Source organism: Nostoc sp. DSM 114159 (genome assembly GCF_053470285.1).
The window spans coordinates 3937497-3950037 of record NZ_JBPFEH010000001.1 but is presented as its reverse complement, the minus strand read 5'-3'; the positions used below and the strand labels follow the sequence as shown (position 1 = coordinate 3950037).

Below are 12541 nucleotides of genomic sequence, written 5' to 3'. Positions count from 1 at the left end.
GATGTCTACGATGGGCTGCGCCTATGCAATTTTTTAATTTATGGAAGTTACTGAAACTGATGCCATCAACATACGTTCTGTAATTGAATACCAATTAGCAGCCTTTAAAAAAGATGATGCCCAAGGCGCTTTTGCCTTTGCTAGTCCGGCGATTCAGGCGCAATTTGAAACCCCAGAAAATTTTATACAGATGGTAAAGACAAGTTATCCAGCAGTATACCGTCCTCGTTCTGTCTTTTTTGAGAAAATAACAACCATCCAGGGAAACATCACTCAACCAGTGCTGCTACTTGCTCCTGATGGAGTCCCGTTGAGGGCTTTATATTTTATGGAAAAACAGCCGAATAATATCTGGAGAATTAACGGTTGCTTTCTAGTTTCTCTAGATGGTAAATAAACTCTATATTTATAGAACTAAAATCCTATACTTTAACCCCCAAGGCTTCCCTATTTAAAACCTGATTTAACTTACCGCTACGATAACCTTCTAAATCTAAGGTTACGTAGATAAATCCAAAATCTTGAAATGCCGAAACTAGTGTTTGTAAATCGTTAGTTAATACAAACTCTTTGATTTGTTCTGGTGGTAATTCAATACGTGCTGTATCCCCTTCCGATCGCACGCGTAAATTCTGCCAACCTAGCTTTCGCAGATAAATTTCTCCTCTACCAACTCGTTGCAACTTAGCGACAGTAATTTCTTCACCGTAAGGAAACCGGGAACTGAGACAAGGTTGAGCAGGTTTATCCCACCAAGGTAAACCGAGTTGTTGCGAAAGTTGGCGAACTTCAACTTTAGTGACACCCACTTCAGCTAAAGGCGATCGCGCCCCTCTCTCTTTCGCCGCCTGAATTCCTGGGCGATAATCATGCAAATCATCAGCATTTACCCCATCCACCACATAAGGATAACCCAACTCTAAAGCTAAAGGTTTGAGGGTATCGTGCAACTCACTTTTGCAAAAATAACAGCGGTTAACCGGGTTAGAAGTGTAATTGGGATTTTCCATCTCGTGAGTCTGGACGATTTTATGAGGAATCCCAATTGTTGCAGCTTGAATTTTGGCGTCTTCCAATTCTTCTGGTAACAGTGAAGGAGAAACAGCAGTGACAGCCAAAGCGCGATCGCCCAACGCATCATAAGCAATTTTGGCAACCAAAGTGCTATCAACGCCCCCAGAGTAGGCAATCAACGCCTGCTCCATTTCTGTAAATAAGGCTTTTAATTGCTCAAATTTTTCTGTCAGCATCATTTCCCAATCCTGCCAAAACCTTACAGCACCCAATCATTTATATTGTAGTCATTGGTCATTGGGAAAGACTTGTTAAAAGGTTCTCACTCAAATCACCTTGTCCCCTTGTCCCCTTGTCTCCTTCTCCCCTACCCCTCTGCCCCCTGCCCCCAGCAAGAACTGCTCCCCTGCCCTATACTGGCGGTTTGCTGTACTTAGCCACCAGACGGGCTAAAAGTGGTAAATCAATTGGTTTAGAAATATAGTCATTTACTCCAGCTGCTAGACAGGTTTCGCGATCGCCTTTCATCGCCATTGCTGTTTGAACAATTACCGGAATCGTCCGATATTGCTCGTGTTCTCGCAGTTGTTGCACCAAGTTAAGACCATTTCCATCTGCCAAACAAACATCCATTAAAATTACCGCTGGATCTAGCTGTGTTAGAGCTTCCCACATCTTGTCAGCATTCTTAACCCAAGCCACTTGATATCCCAATTTATGTAAATAAATTTGTATTAAATTAGCGTTGGGTAAATCATTTTCTACCAGCAAAATTTCTACAGAGGAACTAGGTGTCAAAGGCAGAGGAAATGAGGGAAAATTTGCTTCCTCTGCTTCCTTATCTACCCTGACTCCCATCTCTTGTTTAAGGGGAAGTACAAGGGTAAAACGGGAGCCACGATCTATTTCCGATTCAACTTTCACCGAACCACCGTGAATTTGGGCGAGTTTCTGAGTCACTGTTAAACCTAAACCAGTACCTTCAATGCCATCTGCTACGGCCTTGGCAATTTGGAAATATGGCTGAAACAGTTGAACTTGGTCTTCCTGGGAAATGCCAGTGCCTGTATCCCAAACTGTAAAATGCACAAATCCACCTTTGGAAGCAATGTGTAAGCCAACACTTCCAATACTTGTAAACTTTAGAGCGTTGAAGAGTAAATTCAACAACATTTGCTTGAGTCGTAAGGGGTCAGCTACTAAGGTTGTAATATCAGGTTCAAGTTCTAGACACAGTTTCAAACCTTTATTAGCAGCTTTCTCTTTCACCAATGCCAAAACATTGCCACACAGTATTGGCACATCTATTGTTTCCCACTGTACTTCTAGCTGATTTGCTTCAATTTTAGAGAGATCCAAAATATCATTAATCAGAGCTAGTAAGTGTTTACCGCTAGACTGAATAATATTTAAATACTCTTGCTGGCGTTCTTTAGTTGGTTCGTACCCTGGGGCTAAAAGCAGATGGGTAAACCCAATAATGGAACCAAGCGGTGTGCGAATTTCGTGGCTGGTGTTTGCCAGGAACTGATTTTTCAGTTGATTGGTGCGCTCCAATTCTTGATTAGAGTTACTTAACTGTTGACACCGTTGCGACCAAGACAGGATGTGTCTAAGTTGTAACAAGGCTGTAGTACAGCATTTGGCAGACCTTGTTATCAATTGCGATCTGAGTTGAGCTTGCGATTCTATGAATGACTCATGATGAGAACTTAGGGGCGCTGTGGCAAGAATTAGCCAGCCCATAACGCTGCCAGAATCATCCGCCAACCGCCAAGCGCTCGGTAGTTGCTGATTCTCAAGCTGTTGCAAATCTTCAATTTTTATGACTTCTTGCAATCTCAACAGCAGCTTTTTTTCTGCTGTCAGCACTTCTAAAAATAAAGGTGGTGAATTTGGGGATGGAGAACGAGAAACATAGCAAACTGTGGCAACAGTTTCTTGTGGTTGACACATAGCGATGCCTACGGCACATTCTGTAAGTGCCAGATTACTGCTGTGAACAGCACTGTTAATCTCGTTAACCACGGTTTGGAAAATTTCTGCTTGTGCTGCTTCTGACTGTGGGACAGTGTTACAAGCAGAAAGCAAGCAATCATTAAGGCGACTTTGCAACTGATTTAAGCTGCTCTCCAGCCACAGCTGCGCGCGAAGTTGCTCAATTGTTGTCAAAAGTTTTGGCGTTGCATCTATCAGTGATTTTTGGTCTGGTAAGCTTGAATACTGCTGCATGGTCAACTAGACCGCTGAACAAGTTTAGCTTCGCATAAAAATCCCAACAGGATTTTATGTATATTAGCCGAGAATTCTTTTTTATTTATAAACGATAACTTATGTTGTTATAAACCATAACTTATGATGTCGAGTTTAGCAGCTACTCCAAAAAAAAATTATTGTATAAACCACCAACCTAAAATTTTTTAAACGCAACTGAAAACTTATGGATGCACAATTCGCTCAACTAATCGTGAATGGGATTGCGGTGGGGAGCATTATTGCTCTAGCCGCAGTCGGACTGACTCTTACTTATGGAATTTTACGGCTATCTAACTTTGCTCATGGTGACTTTCTCACTTTAGGAGCCTATCTAACTTGGCTGATAAATACCATTGGAGTGAATATTTGGCTGTCAATGATTTTGGCGGCGGCGGGAACAGTAGCAGCAATGCTGTTATCGGAAAAGTTACTGTGGTCAAAGATGCGCTCTATCCGTGCTACTTCCACTACGCTAATTATTATTTCTATCGGACTTGCCTTATTTCTTCGGAATGGGATTATTTTTATCTGGGGTGGCAGGAACCAAAATTATAATTTACCTGTTACTCCGGCTTTAGATATTTTGGGTTTAAAGATACCGCAAAATCAATTATTGGTATTAGGGTTAGCGGTACTGGCAATTTTGGCGCTGCATTACCTGTTGCAAAATACCAAAATTGGTAAGGCGATGCGAGCAGTTGCCGACGATCTGGATCTAGCTAGAGTTTCAGGTATCAATGTTGACCGAGTTATTTTTTGGACTTGGGTAATTGCTGGCACGATTACGTCATTGGGCGGCAGTATGTATGGGTTAATTACAGCTGTGCGCCCAAATATGGGTTGGTTTCTAATATTACCATTATTTGCCTCAGTAATACTTGGGGGGATTGGCAACCCCTACGGTGCGATCGCAGCAGCTTTTATCATTGGCATCGTCCAAGAAATCAGCACTCCTTGGCTGGGTTCACAGTATAAACAAGGTGTCGCACTGTTAATCATGATTTTGGTGCTGCTCATTCGTCCCAAAGGTTTATTCAAAGGAACGATTTGAGCAGCACCTATCCACTTCTAACTACTCAATAATGTGGAAATACCAGGCTGCTACCAGGAAATTGATAGCTAACAAGAATATTGCCCAGCCTGTGCGATAGGCGTAGGGAGGTTTAGCTCCACTGTCGGCAACTGGTAAATCTGCAGGATTCTTTGTTGTTTTAGAGGTCATAATCCGATTCTCCTATGTCATGACTTTTTAAGAAATACCAAACTGGCGTACCAAATACCCAAATTCTTTAAGAATATTTGTGTGAATTTGGAAATTGGGCATTGGGCATGGGGCATTGGGCATTGGGCATTGGTTATTTCTTCCCCTGCCCCCCTGCTCCCCCTGCTCCCCCTGCTCCCTCATTCCTCCTCTCCAGCATGATAGGAACTGCGAACCAGAGGCCCAGAACGAACATGGTTGAAGCCCATTTCCCATGCTAATCTGCCAAGCCGATCGAATTCCTCTGGAGTCCAATATTTTTGGACTGGCAAATGTTCTAAAGAAGGACGCATATACTGCCCAATAGTCAAGCGATCGCATCCCACAGCCCTTAAATCAGCCATTGCTTCAATAACTTCATCAACTGTTTCTCCGTGTCCCAGCATCAAACCTGATTTGGTGGGAATTGTCGAATCGATTTCTTTAACCGTAGCCAGCACCAAGAGGGAGCGATCGTATTTGGCTCCCCGGCGCACTGGGCCAGTTAACCGTTGCACTGTCTCGATATTGTGATTAAAACAAGCTGGTTTGGCTTTGACAATCATCGCTATCCGCAGGCGTTGACCTGACTCTCCAACACCAGCACCACCCCAAAAATCTGGGGTCAGCACTTCTATTTGAGTTTCTGGATTCAATTGGCGGATAGTCGCGATCGTCTCTACAAAATGCCCTGCACCCCGATCGGGCAAGTCATCACGGGCTACAGAAGTCAGCACCACATAACGCAATCCCAAAAGCTGCACCGCCTGGGCAACCTTTTCTGGTTCCTCTAAATCAAGAGGCATTGGTGCATGACCTTTATCTACTTGACAGAAAGCACAAGAGCGTGTGCATGTTGGCCCCATTAGCAAAAAAGTTGCAGTTTTTTGGGCATAGCACTCTCCACGGTTAGGGCAGCGTCCTTCTTCGCAAATCGTGTGAATTTGGCGCTGCTTAATAATGCGTTGTACGGTAGAGATTTCACTGGCTTTACCAATCGGGCGACGTAACCAGCTAGGCATTGCCATAATTTCAGACTTTAGGTCGGCTTGTTGTGACGAAATCATAGACATCTAAGCAAGATGCGGATATAGATGTAGTGGTCTGTTGATTAAATATCACAATGACACAAATTTAAAAGAGCGCAAGCAAAAGTTTTGCAAAACACTTCTAACAATGTCATTTATACCGAAATATACTATCCCCCAATCCCTAGAAATTATGTATATAGTGGGAGGATTCTCAAGGACAATCGGCAAAGCCGCTATTTACACTTATAGTTTCTGTTAGAGCAAACAGTCGTGGCAAGCAACAAGATTTTAGTTATCGATGACACTACAGTTGTCAGGGTAAAAGTACGAGAAATGTTGCCTCCGGGCAATTTTGAGGTACTGGAAGCAAAAGACGGTGTGGAAGGACTAAATTTCATTCTTCAGGAAAAACTCAGCCTGATTATGCTGGATTTCCTGTTGCCTAAAATGAGTGGCTGGGAGGTTTTCCAGAAAGTTCAAGCCGATCCAGAGTTAAGGAAAATTCCTTTAGTGATCATGTCTGGTCGCAAGGAAGAGGTGACTGAGAAAATCACAGAACCATTTGAATATTTTGAATTTCTGGGCAAACCTTTCGATCAGAAACAACTAATTGGTGCAATTAAGCTAGCTATGGCTAAGGCAAAACAGCCACGCCCAGAACTAGTCTCAGTAGGAGCAGCGGCTGGTATCAAAAATAGCACAATAACAACCTCTGGTGTCGCCAATGGTACGGTAGTAGCTCCTAGCGTTGCAAATAGCGTCACAGCCCCCAGCATCACAACTCCCAGCACTGGAGGAGTCTCCGAGGCAGAACTTAATGCATTGAATGAGAAAATTGTCAAAATGCAAGCAGAAATTGATGGTTTGAAGAAACAGCTAACTCAGGTTGTGACTTTTATTAAACAAAAAATCAAGTAGTATTTGTGCTCGTTATTATTATCGCAGCCAAAAATACACCATCTATACTGGTGTCCGGTTAAAAGCGGATAAAAATAGTTAGTTCAAAAACACTTATGTTGATAAATCATCATTATTTAGTGAGGTACAGCTTGACCTAAGCCCGGTAAAGCTGTACTTTATCTTCCCTCTTAGTAAGTTTAAAGAGAGGTTGTGGTTGAGATTTTGATATGTACTTCACTTAATGAGGGAACGCTACAGTTTAAAATTCAGATATTTAGTAATAAAAATATATTACAAGTCATATTTTATAATACAAATTAAACAAAAAAATCCTCTTTCATGATGAGCATAGTCTTTGCGCGGGAATAATAAGCCATAGAAACAATAATTATGAGTATAGTCTGCAATGTTAGTAGTATCAGATACTTTATATTCGTTTCCTGGCTATCGCATTACTGAACAAATCTACTCAGGCAGTAAAACCCTAGTTTATCGAGGTATTAGAGAAAAAGACCAAAAATCAGTCGTTCTCAAATTGATGCGGAATGAATATCCTACCTTTGCGGAAATAACTCAGTTCCGAAATCAATATATCATCACCAAAAACCTCGATTTTCCTGGCATAGTCAAAACCTATAGCTTAGAAAATTACCGTAACAGCTATGTCTTAGTGATGGAAGATTTTGGCGGTATTTCCCTCCAAAATTGGCAAATAGAGGACAAGGTAAAAAAGGAAAACTGGCTTTCCCTGAACGAGTTTTTCCACATTGCGATTAAAATTGCTTCTACCTTGGAAAGACTCCATCGCGATCGCATCATTCACAAAGATATCAAGCCTGCCAACATCCTCATAAACCCTAGCACAGATGAAATCAAACTCATCGACTTTAGTATTGCCACCCTTCTGCCAAGAGAAATTCAATTTCTCACGAATCCCAACATCTTAGAAGGTACTCTGGCTTACATTTCCCCAGAACAAACTGGAAGGATGAACCGAGGTATTGACTACCGCACTGATTTTTATTCCCTTGGTGTCACCTTCTTTGAGCTCCTCACCGGACAGTTACCCTTTACCAGCAAAGATCCGACGGAGTTAGTTTATTCTCACATTGCCAAACAACCGCTAAGAGCCAGTCAGATTAACTCCAATATTGGGCCAATTTTGTCTGACATCATCAGCAAGCTGATGGCAAAAAATGCCGAAGACCGCTATCAAAGTGCTTTAGGGTTAAAACATGACTTGAAGGCGTGCCAAAGCCAGTGGCAAGAAACAGGAAATATTGCACCCTTTGAACTCGGTGTGAGAGACATCTCAGACCGTTTTATAATCCCCGAAAAACTCTACGGTCGCCAAAGTGAAGTTGAAACCCTACTCGCTGCTTTTAAGCGTGTGACAGACGGGGCAACAGAAATGATATTAGTCGCAGGTTTCTCTGGCATTGGCAAAACTGCCGTGGTCAATGAAGTCCACAAACCGATTGTGCGGCAGCGTAGTTACTTCATCAAAGGGAAATTTGACCAGTTTCAACGTGACATTCCCTTATCAGGATTAGTGCAAGCCTTTCGGGACTTAATCGGGCAACTGCTCTCAGAAACTGATGCCCAAATTCAACAATGGAAAGTCAAAATTCTGCGGGAATTGGGGACACAAACTCAGGTGATTATTGATGTCATTCCTGAACTCGAACAGATTATTGGTAAGCAACCTCCGGTTACTGAACTCTCTGGCAGCGCTGCCCAAAATCGTTTCAATTTATTGTTTCAAAAATTCATCCAAATCTTCACAACTAAACAACATCCCCTAGTTATCTTTCTCGATGACTTACAATGGGCAGATACGGCTTCCTTAAAATTAATTAAATTATTAATGTGTGAAAGCATGTTATCTTCTTTTTCAGAAGAAACAGAACAAATGCATGAAACCAAAGGAGGGTTTTTATTAATTGGTTCTTATCGAGATAATGAAGTTTCTAAGGCACATCCGCTTTCTTTGACACTACAAGAGATTCAAAAAGCAGGAGCAATCATTAATACAATTACCTTGGCACCTCTAAATCAAGGTGATTTAAATCATCTAATTGCTGATACACTTCATTGTTCTGAATCAGTTGCTTTTTCTCTTACCCAGATGGTGTTTGCTAAAACTAAAGGCAACCCCTTCTTTTCTGTTCAATTTCTCAAATCTTTACATGATGATGGGCTAATTGTATTAAACTTTGATGCAGGTCATTGGCAGTATGATATTTCCAAAATAAAAGATTTAGCTCTGACAGATGATGTAGTAGAATTTATCGCCCTGCAAATAGAAAAATTGCCAATATATACCCAAAAAGTTTTGAAGCTAGCTGCCTGTATTGGGAATCAATTTGACTTAAAAACTCTGGCGATCGTTAATGAAAAATCTGTAGTAGATACAGCATCAGACTTGTGGCAAGCATTACTTGATGGGCTAGTTTTACCACAAGCTGAAAATTACAGCATTTTTTCAAAAGATAATACTAATCAAGAATTCATTGTTGATCGAATAGAATCTACACAATTTTCAAATTCTAATTTACAGCTACCTAAGTATAAATTTGTCCATGACCGAGTGCAGCAAGCAGCTTATTCTTTAATTCCTGAAGAACAAAAAAAGCCAATTCACTTAAAAATTGGGCTACTGTTATTGAACAATATTCCGGTTTTAGAACAGGGAGAAAAGATTTTTGAGCTTGTCAATCAGTTTAATATCGCAGTAGAATTCATCTCTCCTCAAGCTAAACGAGATGAATTGGCCCAGATGAATTTAATTGCTGGACGTAAAGCTTTAGCATCAACAGCTTATCCCGCTGCTGTTAAGTATTTAACTATCGGCATCCAATTGCTGGCAAGTGATAGTTGGGAGACTAAATATCAACTAATCCTAGCTTTGTATGAGACAGGAGCAGAGGCTGCGTATCTAGCTGGCGACTTTAGGCAAATGGAGCAATTAGTAGAAGTAGTGTTGGCACGAGCAAAAACACTGCTAGAAAAAGTAAAAGTTTATGAAGTCAAAATTAAAGCTTATGGAGCGCAAAACCAAGCACTAGAATCTGTCAGGACTGCACTAAGTGTTCTAAAATTGTTGGAAGTTGAGTTGCCTGAAAATCCTAGTCAGTCAGATATTCAGCTAGCGATCGCTGAACTAACATTAAATTTAAATGGAAAGCGGATTGAGGATTTAATTGATCTGCCAGAAATGACGGCAGAACAAACATTGGTAGTTATGCGGATTCTATCGAATGCGCTTTTTTTCGCCTATGCAGTTACTCCTGAACTTTTTTTCCTGATTGTTCTTAAACAAATCAACTTATCGCTTAAATATGGCAATGCCCCTTTGTCCGCCTTTGCATACGTTCTTTACGGAACGATCCTCTGTAGTGAAAAGGGAGATATTCAGTCTGGCTATGATTTTGGCAAACTGGCTTTAAGTTTGGTGGCTAAGTACAATGCTAAAGAAGTTGAAGCAAAAGTTATGGAGGTATTTCATGGAGGTATCCGTCATTGGAAGGAGCATCCTAAGGAAACATTAAATACTGTACTAGAAGCTTACTCTCTAGCGATAGAAACAGGAGATTTAGAATTTGCAGCTTTATTTCTTCAGTTTTATTGCTTCTGTTGTTATTCCATTGGTAGAGAACTTACAGGGCTGGAACGCGAGATAGCAAACTACAGCAATGCTCTGAAGCAAATCAAGCAAGAAAGAGCGTTTAACTGGAATTGTATCTATCAACAAAGTGTCTTAAATTTACTGGGGTTTGTAGAAAATCCTTGTCGTTTAATTGGTGCAGCCTATGATGAGGAGAAAATGCTGCCACTGCATTTGGAAGCCAAGGATGGAATCGGACTTTTATATCTATATTTCCATAAACTACATTTATGCTACTTATTTCAGCAGTTCCCTCAAGCAGCTGAAAATGCCACCCTAGCTGAAAAGTATTTAGATAGTGGTACAGGACAACTAGTTGTTCCTGTTTTCTATTTTTATGATTCTCTGGCCAAACTGGCGGTGTACGCCGATGCACCTGATTCAGAGCAAAAGCGTATTCTCGATCGGGTGCAAGCTAATCAGGAAAAGATGCAATATTGGGCATATCATGCCCCAATGAATAATTGGCATAAATTTTATTTGGTAGAAGCAGAAAGGTATCGAGTTGAAGGGAAATATTTTGAAGCAATGGAAGAATACGACCGTGCTATCTCCCTAGCTGAAGAACATGACTACAAGAATGAAGTAGCTTTAGCTCAGGAACTTGCAGCTAAATTTTATCTAAAATGGGGCAAGCAGAAAATTGCCCAAACCTACTTAATTGATGCCTATTATGGATACGTTAATTGGGGAGCAAAAGCCAAAGTTGACGATTTAGTAAAACGCTATCCCCAATTACTCACTCCTATATCCCAGCAACAAAAACACAGTATCCCTGCTAGCGAGGAAAGCGCTTCTTTCAATAGCATATCTATATCATCTTTATCTACCCTAAGTAATCAACAAACTGTTATTGGCTCGAAGACAAGTATTTCTGATTCTCTGGATTTAGCCGCATTCATTAAAGCATCTCACGCACTCTCTGGAGAAATCGAGCTTGAGCGACTACTTTCTACTTTAATGGAAGTTGTTATGGAGAATGCAGGAGCTTCTAAATGCGCTTTAATTTTGAGTGAAGGTGATAACTTAGCATTAACTGTCACAGCAGTTTGTTCAAGTTCAAATTTTGAACATACCTATACTGAGTTTCCATCAACTTGCCTTGAATCAAGCTACGATGTTCCCATTACTTTGATTAACTATGTTAAACGCTCTAGAGAAATCTTGGTTATTGATGATCCAATAGCTGTTTCTTTTCTAGCAAGTGATAGTTATATCACTAGTGAAGAACCTAAGAGCTTATTGTCTATACCTCTTCTAAATCAAGGTAAATTAATTGGGATTCTTTACCTAGAAAATCGTCTGACAACAGGAGCATTTACACGCGATCGCATAGAAGTTCTCAAACTTCTCACCACCCAAGCAGCAATATCTCTAGAGAATGCTATTCTTTATAAAAACTTGGCACAAGCTAAAGAAAGTTTGGAGGAATACAATCATACCCTAGAGGGAAAGGTTCAGGAAAGAACTCAAGAACTCAACGACAAAAATCAATGTTTACAACAAACTTTACAAGAATTGCAAAGTACCCAAATCCAATTAATTCAAAGTGAAAAAATGTCTTCTTTGGGACAAATGGTAGCGGGAATTGCTCATGAAATAAATAACCCGATTAACTTTATTCATGGCAATATCAATCATGCTAGCGAGTATGTTCAAGAGTTGCTGGATTTGATAGTTATTTATCAGCAAGAATATCCCCATCCTTCCCCTCTAATTGAAGAGAAATCTGACGAGATTGACATAGATTTTTTATCAAAAGACCTTATCAAGATTTTAGATTCCATGAAAGTAGGGAGTTCGCGTATCCGAAATATTGTTTTGGGCTTACGTAACTTTTCTCGCTTAGATGAAGCTGAAATGAAACCTGTAGATATTCATGAGGGAATAGACAACACCTTAATGATTTTGCAGCACCGACTGAAACCAAATAGCAATTTACTAGAAATTGAAGTCATCAAAAAATATGGACAATTACCAGAAGTTATTTGTTACCCTGGTCAACTAAATCAGGTATTTATGAATATCCTGAGTAATGCAATTGATGCTTTAGAAGAGTTATTTATCATAGATCATCCATCATTAGTAAATGATCGAGAAGAATTAACAAATGATATAAATACGTCACCGACTTTTCATCGTGTACGACAAATTCACATTTTTACTGAACTAACAAATTCTAATACGGCGATAATTCGGATTACTGATAACGGTTCTGGCATGACAAAAGCCGTGCAGCAGAAAATATTTGACCCATTTTTTACCACCAAGTCAGTAGGAAGTGGTACAGGTTTAGGGTTGTCGATTAGCTACCAGATTGTCGTGGAAAAACACAAAGGTAGTTTAACCTGTGATTCTACACCAGGAAAAGGGACGGAGTTTACTATTGAGATACCAATGCAACAGTTAGAGGGCTAGATGAGTAATCGATCG

At 40.5% G+C, this 12541-nt stretch carries 8 protein-coding genes; 4 read left to right on the top strand and 4 right to left on the bottom strand.

The window, feature by feature from the left end; all coding sequences use genetic code 11:
• The first annotated feature begins 40 nt into the window (after nucleotides 1–40).
• Nucleotides 41–397 carry a DUF4864 domain-containing protein gene (locus tag ACR5KR_RS16420; RefSeq protein ID WP_445631437.1) on the top strand — a complete coding sequence of 119 codons (357 nt, stop codon included), beginning with the start codon at nucleotides 41–43 and terminating at the stop codon, nucleotides 395–397.
• Nucleotides 398–422: 25 nt separating this feature from the next.
• Here the strand turns inward: ACR5KR_RS16420 and larE are convergent, their stop codons facing one another.
• Together larE and hrmK are read right to left on the bottom strand one after the other, a co-directional pair.
• Nucleotides 423–1250 carry an ATP-dependent sacrificial sulfur transferase LarE gene (gene larE / locus ACR5KR_RS16415; protein WP_445632099.1) on the bottom strand — a complete coding sequence of 276 codons (828 nt, stop codon included), beginning with the start codon at nucleotides 1248–1250 and terminating at the stop codon, nucleotides 423–425.
• A gap of 175 nt (nucleotides 1251–1425) precedes the next feature.
• Nucleotides 1426–3246 carry a hybrid histidine kinase/response regulator HrmK gene (gene hrmK, locus ACR5KR_RS16410; protein ID WP_448267211.1) on the bottom strand — a complete coding sequence of 607 codons (1821 nt, stop codon included), beginning with the start codon at nucleotides 3244–3246 and terminating at the stop codon, nucleotides 1426–1428.
• 208 nt (nucleotides 3247–3454) lie between these two features.
• Here hrmK and ACR5KR_RS16405 point away from each other — a divergent pair, with 208 nt between their 5' ends.
• Nucleotides 3455–4321: a branched-chain amino acid ABC transporter permease gene (locus tag ACR5KR_RS16405; RefSeq protein ID WP_322697126.1), complete on the top strand. Its 867-nt coding sequence runs from the start codon at nucleotides 3455–3457 to the stop codon at nucleotides 4319–4321.
• A gap of 21 nt (nucleotides 4322–4342) precedes the next feature.
• Here ACR5KR_RS16405 and psaX read toward each other — a convergent pair whose 3' ends face one another.
• Both psaX and lipA read right to left on the bottom strand, forming a co-directional pair.
• Nucleotides 4343–4492: a photosystem I protein PsaX gene (gene psaX, locus ACR5KR_RS16400; protein ID WP_194041075.1), complete on the bottom strand. Its 150-nt coding sequence runs from the start codon at nucleotides 4490–4492 to the stop codon at nucleotides 4343–4345.
• Between the two features lie 179 nt (nucleotides 4493–4671).
• The gene (gene lipA / locus ACR5KR_RS16395) at nucleotides 4672–5577 is read right to left on the bottom strand and encodes a lipoyl synthase (RefSeq protein WP_445631440.1); all 906 of its coding nucleotides are present in this window, start codon (nucleotides 5575–5577) and stop codon (nucleotides 4672–4674) included.
• A gap of 234 nt (nucleotides 5578–5811) precedes the next feature.
• Between lipA and ACR5KR_RS16390 the strand changes: the two genes are divergently transcribed.
• A complete protein-coding gene (locus ACR5KR_RS16390) occupies nucleotides 5812–6459 on the top strand; it encodes a response regulator (RefSeq protein ID WP_448267210.1) in 648 nt (215 codons plus the stop codon).
• A gap of 388 nt (nucleotides 6460–6847) precedes the next feature.
• Nucleotides 6848–12526 carry an ATP-binding sensor histidine kinase gene (locus ACR5KR_RS16385; RefSeq protein ID WP_448267209.1) on the top strand — a complete coding sequence of 1893 codons (5679 nt, stop codon included), beginning with the start codon at nucleotides 6848–6850 and terminating at the stop codon, nucleotides 12524–12526.
• Nucleotides 12527–12541 lie beyond the last annotated feature (15 nt).

Bases quoted from the DNA above. Each gene is read 5' to 3' on its own strand.
- ACR5KR_RS16420 (WP_445631437.1), top strand. From the start codon at position 41: ATGGAAGTTACTGAAACTGATGCCATCAACATACGTTCTGTAATTGAA.
- larE (WP_445632099.1), bottom strand. From the start codon at position 1,250: ATGCTGACAGAAAAATTTGAGCAATTAAAAGCCTTATTTACAGAAATG.
- hrmK (WP_448267211.1), bottom strand. From the start codon at position 3,246: ATGCAGCAGTATTCAAGCTTACCAGACCAAAAATCACTGATAGATGCA.
- ACR5KR_RS16405 (WP_322697126.1), top strand. From the start codon at position 3,455: ATGGATGCACAATTCGCTCAACTAATCGTGAATGGGATTGCGGTGGGG.
- psaX (WP_194041075.1), bottom strand. From the start codon at position 4,492: ATGACCTCTAAAACAACAAAGAATCCTGCAGATTTACCAGTTGCCGAC.
- lipA (WP_445631440.1), bottom strand. From the start codon at position 5,577: ATGATTTCGTCACAACAAGCCGACCTAAAGTCTGAAATTATGGCAATG.
- ACR5KR_RS16385 (WP_448267209.1), top strand. From the start codon at position 6,848: ATGTTAGTAGTATCAGATACTTTATATTCGTTTCCTGGCTATCGCATT.